Origin of the sequence: Pseudomonas sp. 50_B, from assembly GCF_017491625.1 — a bacterium.
In the GTDB taxonomy this organism is placed as follows: Bacteria; Pseudomonadota; Gammaproteobacteria; order Pseudomonadales; family Pseudomonadaceae; genus Aquipseudomonas; species Aquipseudomonas danubii.
In genome coordinates this window covers 564,880-587,598 of the sequence record NZ_JAFGYX010000001.1, presented here as the reverse complement: position 1 = coordinate 587,598, position 22,719 = coordinate 564,880, and the positions used below count along the sequence as shown (strand labels likewise).

At 65.2% G+C, this 22,719-nt stretch carries 21 protein-coding genes; 6 read left to right on the top strand and 15 right to left on the bottom strand.

The genetic code is table 11. From position 1 onward, the window contains the following. Positions 1-127: 127 nt before the first annotated feature. Positions 128-1,045 carry a LysR substrate-binding domain-containing protein gene (locus J5M73_RS02820; protein ID WP_047306474.1) on the top strand — a complete coding sequence of 306 codons (918 nt, stop codon included), beginning with the start codon at positions 128-130 and terminating at the stop codon, positions 1,043-1,045. Positions 1,046-1,171: 126 nt separating this feature from the next. Here the strand turns inward: J5M73_RS02820 and madM are convergent, their stop codons facing one another. The 9 genes from madM to mdcA all read right to left on the bottom strand — a co-directional run bounded on the left by madM (position 1,172) and on the right by mdcA (position 8,454). Further along, entirely contained in the window at positions 1,172-1,939 is a 768-nt protein-coding gene (gene madM, locus J5M73_RS02815; RefSeq protein WP_016968745.1) for a malonate transporter subunit MadM, read from the bottom strand. A 5-nt stretch (positions 1,940-1,944) separates the two neighbouring features. Continuing rightward, on the bottom strand, positions 1,945-2,337 hold the full coding sequence (gene madL / locus J5M73_RS02810) for a malonate transporter subunit MadL (protein WP_047306475.1): 393 nt from the start codon (positions 2,335-2,337) through the stop codon (positions 1,945-1,947). Positions 2,338-2,404: 67 nt separating this feature from the next. Further along, positions 2,405-3,340: a malonate decarboxylase subunit epsilon gene (mdcH, locus tag J5M73_RS02805; protein WP_102862058.1), complete on the bottom strand. Its 936-nt coding sequence runs from the start codon at positions 3,338-3,340 to the stop codon at positions 2,405-2,407. Continuing rightward, the gene (locus J5M73_RS02800) at positions 3,337-3,963 is read right to left on the bottom strand and encodes a malonate decarboxylase holo-ACP synthase (protein ID WP_102862059.1); all 627 of its coding nucleotides are present in this window, start codon (positions 3,961-3,963) and stop codon (positions 3,337-3,339) included. Before J5M73_RS02800 ends, mdcH begins: the two co-directional genes overlap by 4 nt. Then, positions 3,960-4,763 carry a biotin-independent malonate decarboxylase subunit gamma gene (mdcE, locus tag J5M73_RS02795; RefSeq protein ID WP_102862060.1) on the bottom strand — a complete coding sequence of 268 codons (804 nt, stop codon included), beginning with the start codon at positions 4,761-4,763 and terminating at the stop codon, positions 3,960-3,962. The genes J5M73_RS02800 and mdcE overlap by 4 nt, the downstream gene beginning before the upstream one ends. Continuing rightward, positions 4,760-5,611, bottom strand: coding sequence for a biotin-independent malonate decarboxylase subunit beta (locus J5M73_RS02790; RefSeq protein WP_102862061.1), 852 nt, complete (start codon positions 5,609-5,611; stop codon positions 4,760-4,762). The genes mdcE and J5M73_RS02790 overlap by 4 nt, the downstream gene beginning before the upstream one ends. Then, on the bottom strand, positions 5,604-5,903 hold the full coding sequence (locus J5M73_RS02785) for a malonate decarboxylase subunit delta (protein WP_102862062.1): 300 nt from the start codon (positions 5,901-5,903) through the stop codon (positions 5,604-5,606). Before J5M73_RS02785 ends, J5M73_RS02790 begins: the two co-directional genes overlap by 8 nt. After that, on the bottom strand, positions 5,903-6,778 hold the full coding sequence (locus J5M73_RS02780) for a triphosphoribosyl-dephospho-CoA synthase (protein ID WP_207814992.1): 876 nt from the start codon (positions 6,776-6,778) through the stop codon (positions 5,903-5,905). The genes J5M73_RS02785 and J5M73_RS02780 overlap by 1 nt, the downstream gene beginning before the upstream one ends. Beyond that, positions 6,778-8,454, bottom strand: coding sequence for a malonate decarboxylase subunit alpha (mdcA, locus tag J5M73_RS02775; protein ID WP_102862064.1), 1,677 nt, complete (start codon positions 8,452-8,454; stop codon positions 6,778-6,780). The genes J5M73_RS02780 and mdcA overlap by 1 nt, the downstream gene beginning before the upstream one ends. Positions 8,455-8,647: 193 nt before the next feature. Here mdcA and J5M73_RS02770 point away from each other — a divergent pair, with 193 nt between their 5' ends. Beyond that, complete coding sequence (locus tag J5M73_RS02770) at positions 8,648-9,208, top strand: NADAR family protein (RefSeq protein ID WP_102862065.1); 561 nt, start codon at positions 8,648-8,650, stop codon at positions 9,206-9,208. A 73-nt stretch (positions 9,209-9,281) separates the two neighbouring features. Here J5M73_RS02770 and J5M73_RS02765 read toward each other — a convergent pair whose 3' ends face one another. The 6 genes from J5M73_RS02765 to pilG form a co-directional block, all read right to left on the bottom strand. Continuing rightward, positions 9,282-9,731 (bottom strand): chemotaxis protein CheW, encoded by a 450-nt coding sequence (locus tag J5M73_RS02765; RefSeq protein ID WP_102862066.1) that lies wholly within the window; start codon positions 9,729-9,731, stop codon positions 9,282-9,284. Then, positions 9,724-15,639, bottom strand: a complete 5,916-nt coding sequence (locus tag J5M73_RS02760) for an Hpt domain-containing protein (protein WP_102862067.1) — start codon at positions 15,637-15,639, stop codon at positions 9,724-9,726. The genes J5M73_RS02765 and J5M73_RS02760 overlap by 8 nt, the downstream gene beginning before the upstream one ends. A 55-nt stretch (positions 15,640-15,694) precedes the next feature. Next, a complete protein-coding gene (locus tag J5M73_RS02755) occupies positions 15,695-17,758 on the bottom strand; it encodes a methyl-accepting chemotaxis protein (protein ID WP_102862068.1) in 2,064 nt (687 codons plus the stop codon). 140 nt (positions 17,759-17,898) lie between these two features. Next, complete coding sequence (locus J5M73_RS02750; RefSeq protein ID WP_102862069.1) at positions 17,899-18,438, bottom strand: chemotaxis protein CheW; 540 nt, start codon at positions 18,436-18,438, stop codon at positions 17,899-17,901. Between the two features lie 10 nt (positions 18,439-18,448). Continuing rightward, the gene (gene pilH, locus J5M73_RS02745) at positions 18,449-18,814 is read right to left on the bottom strand and encodes a twitching motility response regulator PilH (protein ID WP_011064000.1); all 366 of its coding nucleotides are present in this window, start codon (positions 18,812-18,814) and stop codon (positions 18,449-18,451) included. Between the two features lie 57 nt (positions 18,815-18,871). Further along, complete coding sequence (pilG, locus tag J5M73_RS02740) at positions 18,872-19,276, bottom strand: twitching motility response regulator PilG (RefSeq protein ID WP_025131048.1); 405 nt, start codon at positions 19,274-19,276, stop codon at positions 18,872-18,874. A 236-nt stretch (positions 19,277-19,512) separates the two neighbouring features. Here pilG and gshB point away from each other — a divergent pair, with 236 nt between their 5' ends. The 4 genes from gshB to ruvX all read left to right on the top strand — a co-directional run bounded on the left by gshB (position 19,513) and on the right by ruvX (position 22,650). Next, positions 19,513-20,484: a glutathione synthase gene (gshB, locus tag J5M73_RS02735; RefSeq protein WP_102862070.1), complete on the top strand. Its 972-nt coding sequence runs from the start codon at positions 19,513-19,515 to the stop codon at positions 20,482-20,484. A 130-nt stretch (positions 20,485-20,614) separates the two neighbouring features. Continuing rightward, positions 20,615-21,514, top strand: coding sequence for an energy transducer TonB (locus J5M73_RS02730; protein ID WP_102862071.1), 900 nt, complete (start codon positions 20,615-20,617; stop codon positions 21,512-21,514). A 129-nt stretch (positions 21,515-21,643) separates the two neighbouring features. Then, positions 21,644-22,213 carry a YqgE/AlgH family protein gene (locus J5M73_RS02725; protein ID WP_102862072.1) on the top strand — a complete coding sequence of 190 codons (570 nt, stop codon included), beginning with the start codon at positions 21,644-21,646 and terminating at the stop codon, positions 22,211-22,213. Beyond that, positions 22,213-22,650, top strand: coding sequence for a Holliday junction resolvase RuvX (ruvX, locus tag J5M73_RS02720; RefSeq protein WP_102862073.1), 438 nt, complete (start codon positions 22,213-22,215; stop codon positions 22,648-22,650). The genes J5M73_RS02725 and ruvX overlap by 1 nt, the downstream gene beginning before the upstream one ends. The last annotated feature ends 69 nt before the right edge of the window (positions 22,651-22,719 follow it).

The following is a 22,719-nucleotide window of genomic DNA, read 5'->3' as shown; positions in this document are numbered from 1 at the left end:
AACACGCAAGGCTCAGGCCTGCAGCTTGAAAGCGCAACATGTCTATTGGGGCACGGCCAATAAAAAACCAGCGGCCACGCCCTGACTCATCGGGCATTATCAGCCCCTCATCAGCCGAGGCCAGTCCATGCTCATCGACGAAGAGTTGACCCTGAAAAAGCTCGAAGTGTTTCTGGCCTTCATGCGCACCGGCAATCTGGCCCGCGCTGCCGCCGAGTTGCAGACCAGCAATGTCAGCGTGCACCGCGCCATCCACTCCCTGGAAAACGCTCTGCGCTGCCCGCTGTTCAAGCATGAGGGGCGCAACCTGACGCCGCTGGAAAGCGCCTTCGTCCTCGAAGAACGCGCCCAGAAGCTGGTCCAGGACGTGGTCGAGAGCGTGCGTTTGACCCGTGAAGCGGCGGGCTTTTCCGCAGAACGTTTCAAGCTCGGCGCGCTTTATTCGCTGACGGTGAAAACCGTGCCGCAGCTGATCATGGGCCTGAAGCTGCGCCGCAGCGAACTGAACATCGACCTGATCCTGGGCTCCAACATCGACCTGCTGTACAAGCTCAAGAACATGGAAGTGGACGCCATCCTGATTTCCCTGGACGACAGCGTCAACGACCCGGACTGTGAACAACTGCCGCTGTTTTCCGACGACATTTTCCTTGCCACTCCCGCCGATTCGCCCTTCGCCCAGCAGCGTGAAGTGGACCTGGCCGACGTGCGCGATGCCACCTTCATCACCCTGACCCAAGGCTTTGCCACTCATCAGGATGGGGTGCGGGTGTTCAAGCAGGCGGGGTTCGAACCCAAGGTAGCGATGCAGGTCAACGACATCTTCACCTTACTGAGCATGGTCAGCTCAGGGGTGGGTTACGCGTTGCTGCCGGGGAGGATCGCGGCCGTCTACGAGAACCGCGTGAAACTGATACCGCTGCAGGCGCGCTACCGCCTGCAGCAACATATCGGCGTGGTGTTTCTCAAGGCCAAGGAACGCGACCCGAACCTGTTGGCACTGTTGGCCGAATGCCGGATGTACGCCAATCGGCAAATCACGTAGGAAGCCGGTTCCTGCCAAAACGCGTCATTGGCAACACCGCAACCCGCCGTAGGAGCTGGCTTGCCAGCGAAGGCGTCCATAAGACCTGTGCACGTCTCAAAGGCCCCTTCGCCGGCAAGCCGGCGCCTACGCGCCCAGCAGGCCACGCATCAGCAGGAACAGCAGCGACGGCCCCAGCAGGCAGCCCAGGGCCGTGTAGAACGCCGCCGTCAGGCAACCATAGGGCACCAGCTTCGGATCGGTGGCCGCCAGGCCCCCGGCGACACCGCTGGAAGTGCCCATCAAACCGCCGAAGATCACCGCGCTGCGCGGGTTGTTGAGGCCGATCAGCGGTGCCACGAAGGGTGTCATCACCATCACCAGAATCGCCTTGATCAACCCCGCGGCAATCGACAGCGCCATGACCTCGGAGCTGGCGCCGATGGCTGCGCCAGTCACCGGCCCGACGATGTAAGTCACCGCCCCGGCGCCAATGGTGGTCAGGCTCACCGCATCGGTGTAACCAAACGCCATGGCCACCCCCACTCCCGCCACAAAGGACGAGCCAACCCCGACGAACAGCGCCAGCACCCCTACGAATCCGGCGCGCTTGAGCTCCTCGACACTGACACCGAAGGCGGTGGCGACAATCGCGAAGTCCCGCAGCATCGCTCCGCCCAACAAGCCGATGCCCGAGAGCAGCGGGATATCCACCACGCCCTTCTGCCCACCGGTGAAGGCGCCGCCCACGTAGGACAGCACCAGCCCCAGCAGAATGGCGATGGCCGAGCCATGCAGGCGGCCCTTGGTAAAGGTGTTGGAGATCCAGTAGGAGACCCACATGGTGATTCCGATCACTGCAAAACCGCTGATCAGCCCGTAGCCGGTAATGACCTTCATCATCGATTCGTACATGGCCCTTACCCCGCTGTTTTCTGAGCAACGGCCGCATCCGGCGCCTTGTTGCCGATGCGCACCAGCACCGGCACCAGGGCAAAGGCGATCACCACCGCCAGGGTGCCCGCGAGGATCGCCATCGGCCCGCCCTTGAGCGCGCCATACACGTTTTGCTGGGCGGCCATGGCCACCACGATGGGGATGTACACCGCGCCCCAGAACTCCACGCCCTGCTCGGACTTGCCGGCGAACAAGCCGCGCTTGTGCAGGTAGCTGCCCAGGCCGATCAACAGCAGCATGGCAATACCGACGCCGCCGACATTGGCCGGCACGCCGATCAATTTGCCCAGCAGCTCACCGATGAAAATACCCACCAGGGTACAAAAGGCCAGGAAGGCCACACCGTAGATAATCATTGTTGTTGTCCTCAAAGTGCATCGTCGAAGTTGTTGTTCTTGTGCTTCGTCAGCCTGAGTCGGTGCTCTATCGGTCGCGGCTTCCCTCCTCACGCATCAGCGCCTGCAAGGTGTCCAGGCGCGCGCCGTCGAAGGCGATCACCGTCCCCTGGGCAAACACCCGGCGGGCCAACCCGGTGAGTACCGCGCCGGGTGGCAGTTCGATCTGCAGGCGCACCCCGCGCTCGTAGGTGCTTTGCACGGTGCCGCGCCAGTCCACCACCCGGCACATGTTGAACGCCAGGTCATCGCGCACCTGTTCCACCGTGCGCAACGGTCGGGCCCGACTGCCGCTCAGATAACCCAGGGCGGGCACCTGCAAGGGCACTTCGGCAAAAGCGGCGGCCAGGATCTGGGCCGGTTGTTCCAGCAACGGGCAATGGGACGGCACGCTGACCGCCAGACGCTTGGCCACGCCGACTCCACACCCCCGGGCCAGCTCGGCCACGGCATGCATCGCCGCATCGCTGCCGGCGATCACCACTTGGCTGTCGGCGTTGATATTGGCCAGGTACACCGGCGTTTGCGGGCTGTGGACCTGGGCCAGCAACCCCTCCACCTGCGCCAGATCCAGGCCGATCAATGCGGTCATGCCATAGCCCTGCGGATAGGCTTGCTGCATCAACTGGCCACGCAGGCTCACCAGTCGCAACGCATCGGCAAACCCCAGGGCCCCGGCCACCACCGCCGCCGGGTAGGCGCCGATGGACAAGCCCGCCACATAGTCCGCCTTGACCGGCGCTTGCAGCAGGGTCCGGGCACAGGCCACGCCAGCGATCAACAGGCACAACTGCACGGCCCGTGTGCTGGCCAGGGCCTGGGGCGAATCCAGGGTCAGCACATCCTCGCCCAGCACTTCGCTGGCCTCGTCCAGGCAGGCGCGGATTTCAGGGCTTGGCGGCAAACGCTGGAGCATCCCCGGCTGCTGCGCGCCCTGGCCCGGAAACACCAGCAAGCTGCTCATGCCGCTTGCTCCAGCGCGCACCAGGGGTCGCTGACCAAGCGTGCGCCCCCGGCACTCTTGAGCAGCACCCGAGGCGCCGTTCCCGCCCATTCCCGCAGGGCCAGAGCGCCGGCCGGCACCTGCAATTGCAGATCCACCGGGCACTCGGCGCACTCCAGCAGGGCCAGCAACTCGCGGGCCTGAGCCCGGGAAAAAGGTTCCGGCGTGCGCAGGATCAGGTCCAGGTCGCTGTGCTGATGCAGCGCGGCAATCCCACAGGCCAACTCAAAACCGGCGCTGCCGCTGACGCCCCAGACCAGGCCCAGGGCATCCAGCTCGCCGCGTAACTGCTGCAACGCCCGAAGCGCCGGCAATGAGCGCGAGCCGGACATCCGGCACAGCGCCTCGGGATGTACCCCACGCTGCACCGACTCCAACGCCAGCACAGCCGGGTAGCGCTGCTCACGGGTGCGACCGCGCAGGCCGACAGCAATCTGCCCCGGCGCCGTCAGCGCCCGCCGCACCACCACCGGCTGCCCGGCCTCCAGCACGGCAAAGGCCCAATCCGGCGCATCGGCGGCCAACTGCGCCGGGGTCATGCCCCACAGCAAGTCGTGGGGCAGCCAGGGGCCGAGGCCGTTCACCACTGTTCCCGCAGCAATTGGCGAACCCGGCTCGACGCCGCCCGGTTCGACGCCCCCAGACGGCAGCTCAGATCGACACCTTTGGCCCGCACGTCGGCAATCGCCGCCAACAGGCATTCCTCGACGACCGCCAGATCCTCCACTGCCGGCTGTTCAATCTGCCGCACCGATACGCTTTCCCAGAGCAGCCCGAGACTGGCGTAGCTGCCGATGTCATAGGCCATGGGCGGCACGCTGGCGGCCAGGGCTTCCAGTTCCTCGACACTGCGCAGGGTGACCCGCGCCGCCGAGGCCTTGCCCATGGCATGCACCATCACCCCGGGATCGCGCAGGGCGATCAAGCGGTTGGCCTGATAACCGTGGGCCAGAAAGGCTCCGGACATGGCCTTGCCCACCAACAGGGCAATCACCGGGTGCCCGGCCAGCCGCGCCCGGGCGTAGCTGTCGGCCGCCGCCGCGAGGGCCTGATGGATGCCCAGGGCCTCTTCGCGACGGCCATAGGCCTGGCTCGGCACATCGACAATGGCGAGCAGCGCCCGCTTGTGAGGCTGGTCGCAGTCGGCATCGATCAACTCATCCACGGCCTTGGCCAGGCCCCAGCCTTCCAGTAATCCAACCTCGCCCTGACGGGCACGGGGAAAGCGATTTTCCGGGTCGGCCACCACGGCGATAAAACGCACCGGTTGCCCCGCCAATTCACCATCGGCCACCCGCAGCGACGGCGGCAGGCCGGCCACCAGCGCGGCGCCGCCACTCAAGGCGTTGAACCAGTTCAAACCCCGCAAAGAACAAGCACTCATGAGCGGTCTCCTTGATACAGATCGCGAACCGTCGCCGCATCGATTTGCGGCGTGGTGTCCAAACGGGCCAGGCGTTGCAGGTACAGATCGGCCTCGCGGCTGCGTTGCCGCTCGGGCAAGCCAAGGGCCAGCAACTCGCGGACCTGGGCCTGGATCTGCGCCACGTCGTCGGCCACGTAACGGTCCACCAGGCCGCTGGCAAAACGCTGCTCGCCGCCGGTCAGGCTCCAGATGAACGGCCGATCCCGGGAGTCGTACTCCTCAAGCCCGGCTTCCTGCTCGATCACTTGCGGGCCGTTGAGCCCCAGGCGCGCTTCCTGGGTGACCACGAGATAACTGCACAGCCCGGCGGCAATCGACATGCCGCCAAAACAGCCGACACTGCCGGCCACCACGCCGATCACCGGCTGGTACTGGCGCAGGTCGACAATCGCCGCATGGATGTCGGCAATCGCCGCCAGCCCGAGGTTGGCTTCCTGCAGGCGCACGCCACCGGTTTCCAGCAGCAGCACGGCACAGGTCGGGATGCCGTTGCGGTTGTCCTCGGCAGCCAGTTCCAGGGCTCCGGCGATCTTCGCCCCGCCCACTTCACCCAGGCTGCCGCCCTGGAACGCGCCTTCGATGGCGGCAATCACCACCGGCAAACCGGCGATGCTGCCCTTGGCGATCACCACGCCGTCGTCGGCCTGGGGCACCACGCCCTGACGCGCCAGCCAGGGCGACATGACCCGCTGGAAAGGGTCCAGCAGCTCGCGAAAACTGCCGGCATCCAGCAAGGCCCGGGCCCGCTGCCGAGCACCCAGCTCGACGAAGCTGTGCTTGTTCAATAAACGTGCGCTGTCAGTCATGGCCGATCTCCTCGAAGCCCTGTTCCAGGCGCAGGCGCACCACCCCGGGAGTGGCGCCGAAATCATGGATGTCGATCAGCAGCGCCGGCGGCAACTGGCCGTCGAACATGCGCTCGAACAGGTGCTGCCAGCGGGCGGCGCTGCCGTTTACCGAAGTCTGCACCTGGATGGTCAATGTGCCGGGCTGACCCGGCTCCAGCAGCACTTCCAGGTCGCCGGAGCCCACACAGCCCACCAGGGCGCGGCCACGGCCGGGCTGGCCGGCGGGGAATTGAAAAGACAAGGTTTCCATTACAGCGCTCCCTGGATAAAGGCGTCGGCGGATTCGATCCGGTCCAACAGCAGGCTGGCCGCCAGCAAATCAGCAGCACCGCCGGGCGAGGCATTCAAGGTCAACAGTTGCAGGTCCAGCTCATGCAAACGACGACGACCGGCAAGGCTGGCGCTGCCACCGGCATCGAGCACCGCCTGGGCGCCCTGCTGCATGGCCTGCAAGCCTTGCTCACCGGCGCGGTACAGCACGCAGGTATCCGCCAGACGGCTCATGATCGCCAGCAAGGCATCGAGTCGGGCGTTCTGTTCGCCATGGCCCTGGGCGCGGCTGCGCTTGAGCTGTGGCAGCCCCCATTGCAGCACCGCGGGGAAGCCTTGCTGGGCTTCTTCCCGAGCACCGCGCACGCCGTAGCGCAGCGCCACCTGGGCGCCATGACTCAAGGGCCGTGGTGCATAGCGATCCTCCAGCAGGGCCAGGCGCGCAGCCCGCAGCGCAACACTGCCGGCACCTGTGGATCGTGGTTCCAGCGCGGCGGCGGCCACCAGCAGGCCCAGGGCCCAGATCGCCCCACGATGGGTATTCACCCCCGCCGTGGTGGCGAGCATGGCCTGTTCGCCTTCGCGGCCGATGCGGCCCAGGGCTTCGCGCAGAGGCAGGCCGACTTCACCGAACGCCAGCGCCGCTTCGGCCATCTCCTTGAAGGCCGGCCACAGGGCCAGGGCCGAAGCGTGCATCAAGCCCAGGTGCAGATCGGTATGGGCACCATTGCCACGGCGGTCCACCAGGGCCGGCTTGGGCGACAGGTCGGCCTCGTCGATCAGCGCGTCCACCGCCAGGTCCGCCAGGCGTTCGGCCAGGCTCAGGGGTTGTGATTGCAGGTTGAGTGCGTGCATTACCAGCTCCTGAACTTGGCGGGCGGGTTGTACAAGCCACCGGACCACTGCACCAGATCGGCGACGCTTTTCGCCGCCAGCAGCTCGCGGCTGGCGTCGGTCCGGCGGATGCCCAGGTCTTCGGGCAAGGCGATCAGCCCTTCACGGCGCATGCGCGCGGTGTCTTTGGGGTTGTGGCGCAAACCGATGGCGGTCACCCCAGCCACGGCGGCAATCATCGCCTGGCGTTCTTCCAGGGAGCGGGCCTTGTACAGGTAGGCGATGCCTTCCTCGGTGAGCAGGTGAGTGACGTCGTCGCCGTAGATCATGATCGGCGCCAGGGGCATGCCGCTCTTGCGCGCCACCTCCACGGCATCCAGGGTCTCGACAAAGGTCGGTTTGCCGCCTTCCTGGAAGGTTTCCACCATCTGCACCACCAGCTTCTTGCCGCGTTCGAGCATGGCCTGGGGTGCATCGCTCTGATCCTGGCGCATATCGAGCCAGGCCGGAGTGCCGTGGCGCCGCCCGCGTGGGTCGTGGCCCATGTTCGGTGCGCCGCCGAAACCAGCCAGGCGGCCGCGGGTCACGGTGGAAGAGTGACCGTCGCCGTCCACCTGCAAGGTGGCGCCGATAAACAGGTCCACCGCGTATTGCCCGGCCAGCTGACAGAACATCCGGTTGGACCGCAGCGAGCCGTCGCGGCCGGTGAAGAACACGTCCGGACGCGCGGCGATGTAGTTCTCCATGCCCAGTTCGGTGCCGAAGCAATGCACGCTTTCCACCCAGCCGCTTTCAATGGCCGGGATCAGGGTCGGGTGAGGATTGAGGGTCCAGTTGCGGCAGATCTTGCCCTTGAGCCCCAGGGACTCGCCGTAGGTCGGCAGGATCAGCTCGATGGCCGCGGTGTTGAAACCGATGCCGTGGTTCAGCGACTGCACCTTGTGTTTTTCGTAGATGCCGCGGATCGCCATCATCGCCATCAGCACGTGCACCGGCTTGATATGCCGTGGATCGCGGGTGAACAGCGGTTCGATGTAGAACGGCTTGTCGGCCACCACCACGAAGTCGACCCAGGAGGCGGGGATGTCGACCCGGGGCAGCTCGCTGACGTCATCCACCAACTGGTTGACCTGGACGATGACAATGCCGTCGCTGAAGGCCGCCGGCTCGATCAGTGCCGGGGTGTCCTCGGTGCTGGGGCCGGTGTAGATGTTGCCGGCGCGGTCGGCCATGAAGCCGGCGGACAGCACCACATTGGGGATCAGGTCCACCACCAGCCGCGCATAGAGTTCGATGTAGGTATGAATGGCGCCGATTTCCAGCAGCCCGTCTTCCAGCAACTGGCTGATGCGCAGGCTCTGGGTGCCGGCGAAGGAGAAGTCCAGCTTGCGGGCGATGCCACGCTCGAACAGGTCCAGGTGCTCGGAACGACCGACGCTGGGCATGATCATGTGCAGGTCATGCAGCTTGGCCGGGTCGGCCTTGGCCAGGGAGCGGGAGAGAAAGTCCGCCTGCTTCTGGTTGTTGCCTTCCAGCACCACCCGGTCGCCGGGCAGGATCAGGGCTTCCAGGGCGGCGACGATCTTGTCGCTCGGCAACACCACGCCATCGGCGATGGCCCGCACCTGCTCGAGGCGCCGCTGCTTTTCGCTGCGCCGCCGCGACCAGCGCGCGTCGGGGGAAATTATTGTTGTCATGCTCACTCCACGGGTTCGCTGTCGTGGCAGTCACCATAGGAGTGAAACCTGGGGTCATCAATCAAGCCCGGCGTTGGATAGTTACGCTGAGCGTAACGATTGCCAAGCCAATGGCGCCGTTTCTCGCTCTCGGTACACAATGCCCACCGGACCGGCCAGCCAATGGCCTGAGCAGACAACAATGAGAGTCAGCATGGACACACCGATTCGCTCGAACCAGGCGTTGCTGGAACAGATCAAGCACGGCCTGAAGCCCGACTACCTGATGTTCTGGGGGCACCAGCCGACCCGGGACGGGCGCATTTCCCCGAGTTGCTTCAGCCAGTGGTTTGCCGCCGGTTTCGAGATCGAGGGCATCCACTATCCCAGCGCCGAGCACTTCATGATGGCCGGCAAGGCCCTGCTGTTCGACGACCGGGAAACCCACGGGCGCATCCTCAAGGCCGTGACGCCCGCCGATGTGAAGCAACTGGGCCGTGAGGTTCGTGGTTTCGATGACACGCAATGGCAAGCGGCGCGCTTCGACATCGTGGTCCAGGGCAACCTGGCCAAGTTCAGCCAGCACTCGGCCCTGGGCGAGTACTTGCTGTCCACCCGGGACCAGGTGCTGGTGGAAGCCAGCCCGGTGGACCGGATCTGGGGCATTGGCCTGGCCGCCGAGGACGCCAAGGCCAGCCGGCCGGAGCAATGGCGCGGCCTGAACCTGCTGGGCTATGCGCTGATGGAAGTGCGGGACAGGTTGCGTACTGCCTGAGGCGCTGCTTTCGCTGGCAAGCCCGCGCCTACAGGCGGTTTTGTGCAGGAGCCGGCTTGCCGGCGAAGCGGCCCTAAAGCCCCCCCACCAGCAACTCTTCCAGCGCCAGCAGATCCGGCACCTTGGCCACCAGCTCGGCCACCTGCACCGCGGCTTTTTCCAGGGGGGCCAGGGGCACGTCGACATAGCTCAGTTGGCTGTCGAGCTTGCAAGAGCGGGGAATGCCCTGCACCAGCAAGGCGATGAACTTCAGTTCCGGGCGCCCGCCCAGGGCATTGAGCACCACGATGCGAGCCCGCTCGCCGATCACCGTCTTGTTGCCACAGGCCGATTCGAAACTGATCAACGGAATCCGCCGCTCGCGCCAGAGCACCTGGCCCAGGTACCAGGGTGGCGAGTCCAGGTCGAAGGCGCCCTGCTGGTAGTCGATCAACTCGGCCACCGCCACGTTCGGCAAGATCAGGGTGCGGTCGGCCAGGGGCAACAACAGCCCGGTGAGAGTGCTGGAGCGGTGATCAAGCATGGTTCTTGCTCCACAGGGCGATGCTTTCCAGCAACACCGACTCTTGATAAGGCTTGCCGAGGTAGTCGTTGACCCCAATGGCCATGGCCCGATCGCGGTGTTTCTGGCCGGTACGGGAGGTGATCATGATGATCGGCAAGTGCTGCAGACGGGGATCGTTACGCACCTGGATCGCCACTTCGAAGCCGTCCATGCGCGGCATCTCGATATCCAGCAGCATCAGGTCCGGGGTGTGCTCGGCCAGCACGGCCATGGCATCGACTCCGTCCTTGGCAGTGAGCACGTTCATGCCGTGGCGCTCCAGCAAGCGGCTGGTGACCTTGCGCACGGTGACCGAGTCATCCACCACCAGCACCAGCATCGGCCGTGGCGGCTCCACCTCGCTGAGCGCTTCTTCCCCGGCCGGACGCGGCACGGGCGCTTGCAACTGCTGTGCGCGGATATGCGCCAGCAGGTCGAGAATCAGCACCACCCGGCCATCGCCGAGAATGGTCGCACCGGACAGGCCCTGCACCGCCGCGAACTGCGGGCCCAGGCTCTTGACCACGATCTCCCGGGTGCCGGCCGTGGTGTCCACCTGCACCGCGATACGCTGCTCGTTGCAGTGCACCAGCAGCACCGGCAACGGCAGCACCTGGCCCAGGAGCTTGGGCCGCGGCACGGTGTGCAGCAGCTCCCCCAGGTAGCACAGGTCATAGCGCTGGCCGGCGTATTCATAGCGCGGCGGGTCGAGTTGGTAATAGGCGTCCAGCTCACCCGGCAGCACCCGGACGATGCCTTCCACGGTGTTCAGCGGGATGGCGTACTGCTCGTCGGCGCACTGCACCATCAATGCCCGGTTGACCGAGACGGTGAATGGCAAACGGATACGAAAATGCACCCCCTGCCCGGCCACCGAATCAATGCTCATGCTGCCGCCCAGTTGGCGTACTTCTTCATGGACCACGTCCATGCCGACGCCGCGCCCGGAGATCTGGGTGATCTTCTCGGCGGTGGAAAAGCCCGGCTGCATGATGAACTGCAGCACCTCGCGGTCGCTGATGGGGGCTTGCGGGTCCAGCAGGCCGCGCTTGATGGCCTTGTTGCGCACCGCCTCCAGGGGCACTCCGGCACCGTCGTCGCGCATGTCGAAGATGATGTCGCCGCCCTCGCGGGACAGGTCGAGGGTGATCCGCCCCTGTCGCGGCTTGCCGGCGGCCAGCCGCGCCTCGACGGATTCCAGGCCGTGGTCCACGGCGTTGCGCAGCATGTGCTCCAGGGGCGCGACCATGCGTTCGAGCACGTTGCGGTCCATTTCCCCCTCGGCATTGCCCACCACGAATTCCACGTCCTTGCCCAGCTCTTCGGCCACTTGGCGCACGATGCGCTTGAGCCTTGGCACCATGCGTTCGAAAGGCACCATGCGGGTGCGCATCAGGCCTTCTTGCAACTCGGTGTTGATGCGCCCCTGCTGCTGCAACAGGTTCTCGGCGTCATGGTTGCGCCGGTCGAGGGTTTCCTTGAGGTCCAGCAGGTCCGAGGCCGATTCGAACAGGGCCCGGGACAGCTGCTGCAACTGCGAGTGTCGATCCATTTCCAGGGGATCGAACTCTTCGTAGCCCAGGCGCTCGGCCTCCACCTGCTGGCGGCTGAGAATCCGTCCCTGGGTTTCGGTGTCCAGGCGGCGCAGCTGGTCACGCATCCGCTCGATGGTGGTTTCCATCTCGCCGAGGGCCACCCGGGCATCGTTGACCTGTTGTTCGATGCGGCCACGAAAGATCGACGTCTCCCCGGCCAGGTTCACCAGGTCGTCCAGCAACTCCGCCGATACCTTGACCATGTCCCCGGCTGCCGCCGCTTCTGGAGCGGGTGCAACAGGCTCGGGCTTGCTCGCCGGTAGCGGGGTTGGCACCCCAGACGTGGACGGCACACGGGGATGGCTCAGGTCGTGGATGGCGTCGATGAGTTTCTGCGCCGCCTCGATGGGCTGGCCAGCCCGAGCTGCGTCGAGCATCTGCGCCAGACGGTCGTGACTTTTCTGCAACAGGGTGAACAGCGCCGGGCTGGGTTGCAGCAGGCCGGCGGAAAGGCCTTCGAAGAGAAACTCCAGCTCGTGGGCCAGATCGCCGATGGGAGCAATCTCCACCATCCGCGCACCGCCCTTGAGGGTGTGCAGGTCCCGCAGCAGGGTTTCCACCTCCTGGCGGGCCTGGGGGTCGGCCTGCCAGCGCCCCAGGGCCGCGGCGGAGCTGTCGATGATGTCGAAGCCCTCTTCGAGGAAGATCTCCAGCAGCTCCGGGTCCTGGGCGGCACTGTCTTCCTGCGCCGCGCTCGGCACCGGCTCCGCAGGGCTTGCGGCCTGCTGCCGGTAGGCCCGCACGGCATCGACCTGGGCCCGGGACTCGTCCAGCGGCCGTTGCCCCTGCAATTGTTCCAGCAGCAGCGCCAACTGCTCATGGCTGCTGCGCAATAGCAGGCCCAGGTGCTGACTGTGGCTGTAGCGCCGGTCCACCAGCCCCTCGTACAGCGACTCCAGCTCATGGGCCAGTTCCGCCACCGGGGCCACTTCGGCCATGCGCGCACCGCCCTTGAGGGTATGCATGTCCCGCTGCAGGGACGACAGCGGTGCAGCATTTTCAGGATCGGCCAGCCAGCGCTGCAAGGCCTGGTCGGCGCTTTCGAGGATATCCACCGCTTCTTCGAGGAAGATCTCGACGATCTCGTCATCGGCTTGCAGAGGATCTGCAACCTGCTCCAGACCAGCGGTGGCCGTCCCCAGTTCACTGATACTCAGGACACGGCTGCCGTCGCTTCTGATCAAGCCGGTGGCGGACGGGTCGAGGCCCTGGTGCAACAGTTCGCGCAGGGCCTCGACCCGCTCCGGCCGCGGGCTGACTTCCTGGCCCGCCGCCAGCTCGTCGAGCATGTTGATCAGGGCTTCATGGGCGCTTTCGGCTTCATTGAAGAAGCCCTCGCTGACCGCCAGGCTGCTTTCCTCCACGGCGCCATAGAGATCGAGCAGGGCCTCGCACAGCTCATCCACCGGATGCAGGTCGGCCAGGTGAGCGCCTTCGCCAAGGGTGGTCAACTCGTCCAGCAAGGCGCTGAGCTCCTGGCGCTCGCCGGGATGCTGCTGCCAACGCCGCAACAGGCTTTCGGCATCCAGCAGGATGTCCATGCCCTGGGCCAGGAAGTTGTTGATCAGTTGCGGATCGCGCTTGGCCCGAGGGGCACTGTCCGGGGCGTTGAGCAAGGCTTCCAGCCGCTCCCCCAGCAGCACCAGGACGCGGCCGACCAATGAGCGGGCACCATCGATGGGCGCCAGCGGATCACTGTCCAGCTGCCGCAAGCCACGGCGCAGCAGGCCTTCGGCCTCCAGCAGCAGTTCCACTTCGTCCAGGTCCAGGGGAATCAGGTGCGCCCGGTACTCCCGGGCCAATTGGTCGAAGGGCCCGGCCAGCTCGGCGATGGGCAGCACTCCGGCCATGGAGGCGCTGCCCTTGAGGGTGTGCAGGGCACGTTGCAGTGCGTCGCTGGCCTGCAACGGCACGTGCTCGGCGGCCTGATCGAGAAAACGCTGGATGCTGTCCAGGTGGGTCTGGGCTTCGGCACGGAAGATTTCCAGCAACTGCGGGTCGAGGGCGTGGTCGTCCGGCGCCACGCTGGCAGGCTCCTCGGCGCCCTTGGCCAGGGCATGGGCACGCGCCGCCAGGCGATCGACATCATCGCGCTGACGCTGACCCTGGACGGCGAATTCGGCAATCAGCTCAGGCAACAGCTCCAGCGTGTCCGCCACCAGCTGCAGGACCTCGGGGCCGGGGGCCACGCTGTGTTCCAGCACCCGATTGAGGAGGTTCTCCACCGCCCAGGCCAACTCCCCCAGCACCAGCGCGCGCACCATGCGGCCGCTGCCCTTGAGGGTATGAAAGGCCCGCCGCAGCTCACTCAGGGCGGACGTGCCCTGGGGGTCGGCCGCCCAGCGCGGCAGGTACTCGCGAAGCATTTCCAGCACTTCCTCGGTTTCTTCGAGGAACACTTCCCGCAGTTCGTCGTCCACGGGCTCCTCGTCCCGAGGGGGCGGCAGCAGGCTGCCCGGGGTGATCAGGGCCGGCGGGTTGAGGGCCGATACCGGCAGCGCCAGCGCATCCGCCAGGGACTGCGCCACCTGGGGATCATCCTGAGCCTGCAGGTCCTGCGCCACTTGGGCCTGGTTGGGACTCAGGGGCTGATCCAGCAACGGCACCTGTTCCACCGGTACATAGCCGAGGGCGGCCAGGCCTTGCTCGGCAACGTCGAGGATCTTTTCGCCCGGGGCTTCATGGTCCTCGCTCAAGCGCTCCAGGTAGTACTCCAGGCTGGTGATCACGTCAGCCAGATGGTCCAGTTGCTGCCAGGCCGGCCTGGGTTGCGCCAGCAGCAGATGCTCGACGATGAACTGGTTGCAGGCCTCCATCAGGCTGGCGGCACGGGGCAGCGGAATCATCGCCAGGGCACCGCGCACCTGGGTCAGCAGCTCTGGCAGCGAAACCAGTAGCTCGCGCTCCCAGTCACCTTCGATGCACTCGATGATCAGGTCCTTGGCCTGCTGCAGGCAGAGCCGTGCCTCCCTGATCACCAGTTGGTGGATCTGGGTCAGGTCGGTGGTGGGCAGGCGGCTTTCTTCGCGACTCTCCGGCTCCACAGTGCCGACCATGCCGGCCAGGGTCGCCTCGACATACAACAGGGCACCGGCCACATCCATCAACACCGCGTCGTCCGGCGCCCGCTGGCCCTGAGCCAGACTCTGCACCACCGCCAACTGGTCGATGATCACCTTGCGCGGCTGGCCGAACCCCAGCACCGCCAGGGTGTCGGCGATCTGCCGCAGCGGCGACAGCAGGCTGTCCAGGTCGCCGGCATGCTGGCGATCGCTGCGCACGAACAGGTCGAGGCGCTCCTTGACCCGCACCAGGCCGTCGCACACGGCCGCCAGCACCGAACGCATGGCATCGCGATCGGGGCCGGCCATGCGGGCCCGCTCCTCATCGACCACCGCGCTGTCGGGCAAGGCATCGTCCAGTCCGTAACGTTCTTTCATGGTCAGCATCAATGGAGTGGGATGGCGCGCCTTGGCGATGTAGAACAACAGGCTCTTGAGCAACTCGGCGGGCGCCGCCTGGTTGATGCCGGGCATGCCCTGCTCCAGGAGCCGCTTGAGTTCCTTGTCGGCGTCCTTGAGCAGGCTGCGCACCGCCGGGCTGTTGGCGATTTCGTTCTGGCGCATGCCTTCCACCAGGGCCGAGGCGATATGCCACAAGGGCGCCAGCGGCGCATCCTGGCACAGGGCCTCCAGGCGCTCGAAGACCTTGGCCATGTGGCCCAGGCAAATGTCGGCGTCCTGCTCACGCAGCAGGTCCACCAGCGCGGTCTGCAGCATGTGTCGCAGCTTGCGCAACTGGGTCGGGAATTCCAGGGGTTCCAGGGCTGCCAGGGCCTTGTCGGAAAGAGGCGGCAGGCTGGGCAATTGCGGGCTGAACAGGCTGGTTTCCGAAAGCAGGCTTTCACCCCGGGCGCTGCGCAGGTCGTTGAGCAGTGGCAACACCACCAACGGCAGGTCGCGCCGGGCGCTCTGCACCCGGTCCAGGTACTGGGGCAACTGGCTGATGGCCTGGCGCAGCAGGCGCAGGGCTTCGTCACGCTGGGCCACCCGCTGTTGCTGCAGGGCCAGGGCGAGTTTCTCCATCTCCTCGGCCAACAGCGCGGCGCCGTAGAACTCCACCATCTGCAGGCTGCCATGGACCTGATGAATCCCCTCCAGGCACTGGTCGAGGGCGTCCAAGGCCTGGGGATCGTCCGCCAGGTGCTCCAGTGCCTGATAGGCCTGCTTCAAGGTCTCGGCAATTTCGCCCTTGACCCATTCCAGGGCCACATAGTCATGCCGGTCAACCATAACCACTCCAGTCAAAACCTTCTGTGCTCGCCAGATCGCAAACGGGTTCCCAGCGTCAGCGGTTGTCATTCGGGGCCGGTCCCCGGGTCGCCGGCAGGGTAAAGCCGGATACAGAGCGGCGCAGTTGGCTGGCCATCTTCGCCAGGTTGCCGATGCTCTCGGCGGTCGCAGTGGAGCCGGACGAGGTTTGCGAGGTGATCTGCTGGATCACGTTCATGGTCAGGGAAATCTGACCGGCCGAGGAGGTCTGTTGCTGGGCCGCATTGGAGATGCTCTGGATCAGCGCCGCCAGGGTCCTGGATACGCCTTCGATTTCTTCCAGGGCCACCCCAGCGTCCTGGGCCAGGCGCGCACCGCGCACCACTTCGGTGGTGGTCTGCTCCATGGAGATCACCGCTTCGTTGGTATCGGTCTGGATCGCCCGCACCAGGGTCTCGATCTGTCGCGTAGCCGCCGAGGAGCGCTCCGCCAACCGTTGCACTTCATCGGCCACCACGGCAAAACCGCGCCCGGCATCCCCGGCCATGGAGGCCTGGATCGCCGCGTTGAGGGCCAGGATGTTGGTCTGGTCGGCAATGTCGTCGATCAGGCTGACGATATCGCCGATTTCCTGGGAAGACTCACCCAGGCGCTTGATGCGCTTGGCGGTGTCCTGGATCTGTTCACGAATGTTGTCCATGCCGTGGATGGTGTTGTGCACCACTTCGTTGCCCTTGTTGGCGATCTCCACCGAGCGCTCGGCCACCGCCGAGGACTCCGCCGCGGTGGCCGAGACCTGATCGATGGACTGGGCAATGTCGTTGATCGCCGTGGAGGCTTCGCAAATCTGCTGCGCCTGATGCTCCGAGGCTTCCGCCAGTTGCATGGCGGTGGCCTGGGTTTCCTGCACCGCGCCGGCCACCTGACCCGCCGTGAGGTTGATGGTGGCCACCAGGTCGCGCAGTTGGTCGACGGAATAGTTGATGGAATCGGCAATGGTGCCGGTGAAGTCCTCGGTCACCGAAGCGGTCACTGTCAGGTCGCCGTCCGCCAGGTCCTCGATCTCATCCAGCAGACGCATGATCGCGTTCTGGTTGCGCTCGTTCTTCTCGGCGGTTTCCCGCAACTGGCGGTTGGTTTCGCGGACCATCACCAGGCCGATGAGGATGATCGACGCCAGTGCCAGCAGGCCCAGGACATAACCGCCGATGGTGTCCAGCTTGCGGCTGCCGGCCAGGTTCTCGAAGCCGGTGGCCAGCAGCGAGGCTTCGTCCAGCAGGGTCTGGGACAGGCTGAAGATGTTGCTCGCCGATTCGCGGACCTGGAACAGCTCGGGCGAGGTTTCGAGGATCTCGTCTACGGAACCGGAAACGAACTCGAACAGTTCGGAAATCTCCGTCAGGCGGGACCGGGCGTCGAGGTCTTCGACCTGGCTGATCTTCAGCCCCGGGTTGCCTTGCAGCATGCCGTTGAGCACCTGGCCGAAACGCGCGGCATCGCGGCCGAATGCATCGGCGGCCTGCACGGCGTTTTCGTCGCCGGCCAGCACCGTATTCACCGCACCGAGAATCCGTTCGGCCAACAGCGACTGGCGCTGGGCCATTGCCACCTGGGCTGCCGGGGCGCCGCGCTGGAGCAGGATCTCCACCACCTTTTCGTATTCCACCTGCAACTGCGGCACGGTTTCCGCCAGGGTCGCAGCCACCTGATGCAGGGACAACACCGTCTGTTCGCTGGCCAGGATCGCGTCGGTGTTCTTCAGCAGTTTTTCCCAGTCCAACTGCACGGCGCGCATTTCCTGGCGCAGGGCCACCGGGGCCCCGGGCAGGCCGGTGGCCGGGTCGCCCTTCTTCAGATAGCCCCAGCGCTGGGCAAAGTCGTTGCGTGCATCCCCCAGCAGCTTGAACGCCGCGGCCTTGCCCGCCGCCGCTTCGGTGGCGTTCTTGGCGATGCGCTGGGACAGCACCCGCAGCTCGCCGGCATGGCCGATGTACTGCTTGTCGTAGGTGGCCTGGGTATTGAGGTAAGCGAAGTTGGCGAACAGCAGCATGATGAACACGATCAGTGCGATGAACAGCACGATGATCTGCGAGCGACTGCGGGAGCCCTCCAGGGGCTTGCCGGTTTTGGCGTTGGTCATCGATCAGGCCTTTGGCGAGCGGGCGGTCCCGCGTTCGGGTCCCCGGGACGCACGCATCGCCAGGGCAGCATGGATTGATCCAGGAAGGCACGGGCCTGCCATGGCACTGCAAACGGGCTGCACAGCCGTCGGGGAGTCATTCATGCCGCCACCTCCAGGAACCCGGGAGAACGGGCCAGGGCGAAGGGGCTGAACACCTGCCAGACCTGATCACGACGGAACTGCCCTTGCAGGTAGGGATTGATCGCGGCGTCGGAGAATCCGCCAAGGCCGGGCTCCAGGCTGTCCTGGGCAAAGTGCTGCAGGCCGGCCACCTCATCCACCAGCAGGCCGGCGAACAGCTCTTTGTACTCCACCACCAGCACTCGCCGCTGCTTGCGCAGGGGCGACAGTTCATGACCGAAAAAACCGCACAGGTCCATGATCGGCAGCAGGCGCCCACGCAGGTTGGCCACGCCCTTGACCCAGGGTTTGACCCCGGGCAGCAGGGTGTAGCGCGGCTCGTGCAGGACTTCGCTGATCTCGCCCATGGCCGCGACGTACCAGTGCTCTCCCAGGCGGAAACCGATACCGCTCCAGCTGTGCTGGCGGGTTTCCTGGGACGGCAGGTCGGCAGCCAGCAGGCGGCAGCGCTGGTCGATCTCCAGCAGCAGCTCGAAGGCGGTCTGGGATTCGCTCATGGCCGGGCGATCAGCCGGCCAGGACGTTGTTCAGGGTCTTGATCAGGGTCTCTTCGTCCACCGGCTTGGTCAGGTAGTCCTTGGCGCCCTGGCGGGTGCCCCAGACCTTGTCGGTTTCCTGATCCTTGGTGGTGATGATGATCACCGGGATGTGGCTGGTCTCGGCGTCCTTGGTCAACTGCCGGGTGGCCTGGAAGCCGTTGAGGCCGGGCATGACGATGTCCATCAGCACCGCATCGGGTTTTTCTTCCCGGGCCAGGGCCACGCCGTCGGCACCGTTCTCGGCCTTGAGCACTTCATGGCCGTGCTTTTCCAGCATGCCGGTGAGTTTGTACATTTCAGTCGGCGAGTCATCGACGATCAGAATACGAGCCATGGTCTTCCCCATACGGTATAGGCGCGCGGCCCGCGGGCCGGACGCCATTGTGCGTGTCTACTGTGGCGCAAGCGCGACAAAGTCCGGAACGTGGGCCTTGATTGCGCTCAGCAGTTCTTCCTTGCTGAAGGGTTTGGTCAAAAACTGGTCGGAGCCGACGATACGCCCCTTGGCCTTGTCGAACAGGCCGTCCTTGGAGGACAGCATGATCACGGGAATGGACTTGAACGCGCTGTGGTTCTTCACCAGCGCACAGGTCTGATAACCGTCGAGCCGCGGCATCATGATGTCGACGAAAATGATTCCGGGGTGGTGGTCGACGATCTTCGACAGCGCTTCGAAGCCGTCCACTGCGGTAATGACTTCACAGCCGACGTTCTTCAGCAGCATTTCGGCCGTGCGGCGAATCGTCTTCGAATCGTCGATCACCATCACCTTCAAGGCGTTGGAATGCTGTTCCATATCTGCTCTGCCATCGCCCCAGCGAATGATTTGATCCGGTACTGCTGGCCAACGCCCCAAACCCTTGAACTTCAAGGCCTCGGCCCGGCCTGCGAGCCTTTTTAGCACACTCTCCCCCCTGCAATCTATGGACCACGCCAGGCAGTGGTTTTTCCTTGACCCAGGCCCTTGTCAGCGCCACTCTGACGCCACTTTTTTTGCCTTGCTTCCACTCATTTTCTTAAAGGAATCCACCCATGAGCGTTCGCGTCGGGATTGTCATGGACCCTATCGCCAGCATTTCCTACAAGAAGGACAGCTCGCTGGCCATGCTGCTGGCCGCCCAGGAGCGCGGCTGGACCCTCTTCTATATGGAGCAGCGCGACCTGTACCAGGGCGCCGGCGTGGCCCGGGCGCGCATGCGGCCGCTGCAGGTGTTCGCCAACCCGGAGAAATGGTTCGAGCTGGACGCCGAGATCGACTGCCCGCTGAGCGATCTGGACGTGATCCTGATGCGCAAGGACCCGCCCTTCGACATGGAGTTCGTCTACTCCACCTACCTGCTGGAACAGGCCGAAAGCGCCGGCGTGCTGGTGGTCAACAAGCCCCAGAGCCTGCGCGACTGCAATGAAAAGCTGTTTGCCACCCTGTTCCCCCAGTGCACCCCGCCCACCGTGGTCAGCCGTCGCGCCGATGTGTTGCGCGAGTTCGCCGCCCAGCATGGCGATGTGATTCTCAAGCCCCTGGACGGCATGGGCGGCACCTCGATCTTCCGTCACCGCGCCGGCGACCCGAACCTGTCGGTGATCCTGGAAACCCTGACCGTGCTCGGCAGCCAGCAGATCATGGCCCAGGCCTACCTGCCGGCCATCAAGGACGGCGACAAGCGCATCCTGATGATCGATGGCGAACCGGTGGATTACTGCCTGGCGCGCATCCCCGCCGCCGGTGAAACCCGTGGCAACCTGGCCGCCGGCGGTCGTGGCGAGGCCCGTCCACTGAGCGACAAGGATCGCTGGATTGCCGCCCAGGTCGGCCCGACCCTGCGGGCCAAGGGCCTGCTGTTCGTCGGCCTCGACGTGATCGGCGAGCACCTGACGGAAATCAACGTCACCAGCCCCACCTGCATCCGTGAAATCGACAATGCCTTCGGCACCCAGATCGGCGCGCGGCTGATGGATACCATCGAACGCAAACTGCAAGCCGCCAGCAACAAGCCGCAAGCTTGATCTGCATCAAGCTGCAGCTTGTCGCTTGAAGCTTGGCACTCAAGGCTTGAAACCAACATTGCGTTATCATGCGCCGCCTGTGAAACCGTGATGTTGGTTGTGTGATGCCCCCTGTGATGTCGAACCGTCGATGAACCTCCAGTCCGATCTGCCCCCCGAGCTGGCCCATAGCGGCGTGCGCGCGGCCGATCGCCTGGGATTTACCCTGTTCCTGGCGGCGCTCCTGCACCTGGCACTGATCCTCGGCCTGGGCTTTTCCTTTGCCGAACCCAAGGCGATCAGCAAGACCCTGGAAATCACCCTGGCCACCTTCAAGAGCGAGACCAAGCCGAAGAAGGCCGACTTCCTCGCCCAGGAAAATCAGGAAGGCAGCGGCACCCTGGACAAGAAAGCCATTCCGAAAACCACCGAAGTCGCCCCCTTTCAGGACAACTCGGTGAAAAAGGTCGTGCCGCCACCGTCAGTCAAACCTGAAGTCAAGGAAGTCGCGCCCAAAGCGGCCGTGGCCACCACCGCGCCGAAGCCGAAAAAGACCGTGACCCAGCGTGAAGAGGTCAAGAAAGACCCGACGCCCAAGGCCGATACCCCGCGTTTCGACAGCGCCCAACTGTCCAGCGAGATTTCCAGCCTGGAAGCCGAACTGGCCAACGAACAGCAGCTGTACGCCAAGCGTCCACGCATCCACCGCCTGAGCGCCGCCTCCACCATGCGCGACAAGGGCGCCTGGTATAAGGACGAGTGGCGCAAGAAGGTCGAGCGCATCGGCAACCTCAACTACCCCGAGGAAGCCCGGCGCAAGCAGATCTACGGCAACTTGCGGCTGATGGTCTCGATCAACCGCGACGGTTCCCTGTACGAAGTGCTGGTGCTGGAGTCCTCCGGCCAGCCGCTGCTGGACCAGGCCGCCCAACGCATCGTGCGCCTGGCGGCGCCGTTCGCCCCCTTTACCGGCGACCTGTCGGACATCGACCGCCTGGAAATCATCCGCACCTGGCGCTTCGCCCGGGGCGACAAACTGTCCAGCAACTGATCGTTCGCCCCTGCGGCCTCGAAGAGGCCCGACAGAGTGGCGCAAATCCCAATGACGCCTTCGCTGGCAAGCCAGCTCCTGCACAGGGCGCGCTTGTCAGCCGGGCCCGCCACCGCCACACTAGCGCTCATGAAAAATGTCAGCCCCAGCTATCTCAAGCATCACTTCCTGATCGCCATGCCCCATATGGCCGACCCGAATTTTGCCCAGACGTTGACCTATATCGTCGAGCACAATGCCAGCGGCGCCATGGGCCTGGTGATCAATCGGCCCCTGGACCTGAGCCTGGCCGATATCCTCGAACAATTGCGCCCCGACGAAGAACCGTCGCTGCTGTGCCAGCATGTGCCGATCTTCAGCGGCGGCCCGGTGCAGACTGATCGCGGTTTTGTCCTGCACCCCAACGGCCCGATCTATCAGGCCACAGTGGAATTCGAAGGACTGTCCCTGTCCACCTCCCAGGATGTGCTGTTCGCCATTGCCGACGGCGTGGGCCCGGCCAAGAGCCTGATCGCCCTGGGCTATGCCGGCTGGGAAGCCGGGCAGCTGGAAGCCGAACTGGCGGACAACGCCTGGCTGACCTGCCCCTTCGACGCCGACATCCTGTTCAACACCAGCAGCGAATTGCGCCTGGAAGCCGCCGCCCGGCACCTGGGGGTCAACCTCAGCCTGCTCACCAGCCAGGCGGGGCACGCCTGATGGCCTTGCGACTGATCCTGGGCTTCGACTACGGCACCAAGCAGATCGGCGTTGCCGTCGGCCAGGCCATCACCGGCCAGGCCCGGGAGCTGTGCACCTTGAAGGCGCAGAACGGCGTGCCGGACTGGAATCAGGTGCAAGCGCTGATGACGGAATGGAAACCCGACGCCGTGGTGGTGGGCCTGCCCCTGAACATGGACGGCAGCCCCAGCGACATGTGCGTGCGCGCCGAGAAGTTCGCCCGGCGCCTGAACGGCCGCTTCAATGTGCCCTTCTATACCCACGATGAACGCCTGACCACCTTCGAGGCCAAGGGCGAACGCCTGGCCCGGGGCGGGCAGAAAGGCAGTTACCGCGACAACCCGGTAGACGCCATCGCCGCAGCCCTGCTGCTGCAGGGCTGGCTCGACGAAAACGCCACGCTGTTGAATACCTGAGATCCCGAATCCTGAAGATGCGCGGCCCAAGGCTGCGCGCCTCCTGGCCCAACACCAGCCGTAAGTTCC

What these genes read in the sequence shown, in the direction of transcription:
- J5M73_RS02820 (WP_047306474.1), top strand. Translation starts at nt 128, where the DNA reads ATGCTCATCGACGAAGAGTTGACCCTGAAAAAGCTCGAAGTGTTTCTG.
- madM (WP_016968745.1), bottom strand. Translation starts at nt 1,939, where the DNA reads ATGTACGAATCGATGATGAAGGTCATTACCGGCTACGGGCTGATCAGC.
- madL (WP_047306475.1), bottom strand. Translation starts at nt 2,337, where the DNA reads ATGATTATCTACGGTGTGGCCTTCCTGGCCTTTTGTACCCTGGTGGGT.
- mdcH (WP_102862058.1), bottom strand. Translation starts at nt 3,340, where the DNA reads ATGAGCAGCTTGCTGGTGTTTCCGGGCCAGGGCGCGCAGCAGCCGGGG.
- mdcE (WP_102862060.1), bottom strand. Translation starts at nt 4,763, where the DNA reads ATGAGTGCTTGTTCTTTGCGGGGTTTGAACTGGTTCAACGCCTTGAGT.
- J5M73_RS02790 (WP_102862061.1), bottom strand. Translation starts at nt 5,611, where the DNA reads ATGACTGACAGCGCACGTTTATTGAACAAGCACAGCTTCGTCGAGCTG.
- J5M73_RS02785 (WP_102862062.1), bottom strand. Translation starts at nt 5,903, where the DNA reads ATGGAAACCTTGTCTTTTCAATTCCCCGCCGGCCAGCCCGGCCGTGGC.
- J5M73_RS02780 (WP_207814992.1), bottom strand. Translation starts at nt 6,778, where the DNA reads ATGCACGCACTCAACCTGCAATCACAACCCCTGAGCCTGGCCGAACGC.
- mdcA (WP_102862064.1), bottom strand. Translation starts at nt 8,454, where the DNA reads ATGACAACAATAATTTCCCCCGACGCGCGCTGGTCGCGGCGGCGCAGC.
- J5M73_RS02770 (WP_102862065.1), top strand. Translation starts at nt 8,648, where the DNA reads ATGGACACACCGATTCGCTCGAACCAGGCGTTGCTGGAACAGATCAAG.
- J5M73_RS02765 (WP_102862066.1), bottom strand. Translation starts at nt 9,731, where the DNA reads ATGCTTGATCACCGCTCCAGCACTCTCACCGGGCTGTTGTTGCCCCTG.
- J5M73_RS02760 (WP_102862067.1), bottom strand. Translation starts at nt 15,639, where the DNA reads ATGGTTGACCGGCATGACTATGTGGCCCTGGAATGGGTCAAGGGCGAA.
- J5M73_RS02755 (WP_102862068.1), bottom strand. Translation starts at nt 17,758, where the DNA reads ATGACCAACGCCAAAACCGGCAAGCCCCTGGAGGGCTCCCGCAGTCGC.
- J5M73_RS02750 (WP_102862069.1), bottom strand. Translation starts at nt 18,438, where the DNA reads ATGAGCGAATCCCAGACCGCCTTCGAGCTGCTGCTGGAGATCGACCAG.
- pilH (WP_011064000.1), bottom strand. Translation starts at nt 18,814, where the DNA reads ATGGCTCGTATTCTGATCGTCGATGACTCGCCGACTGAAATGTACAAA.
- pilG (WP_025131048.1), bottom strand. Translation starts at nt 19,276, where the DNA reads ATGGAACAGCATTCCAACGCCTTGAAGGTGATGGTGATCGACGATTCG.
- gshB (WP_102862070.1), top strand. Translation starts at nt 19,513, where the DNA reads ATGAGCGTTCGCGTCGGGATTGTCATGGACCCTATCGCCAGCATTTCC.
- J5M73_RS02730 (WP_102862071.1), top strand. Translation starts at nt 20,615, where the DNA reads ATGAACCTCCAGTCCGATCTGCCCCCCGAGCTGGCCCATAGCGGCGTG.
- J5M73_RS02725 (WP_102862072.1), top strand. Translation starts at nt 21,644, where the DNA reads ATGAAAAATGTCAGCCCCAGCTATCTCAAGCATCACTTCCTGATCGCC.
- ruvX (WP_102862073.1), top strand. Translation starts at nt 22,213, where the DNA reads ATGGCCTTGCGACTGATCCTGGGCTTCGACTACGGCACCAAGCAGATC.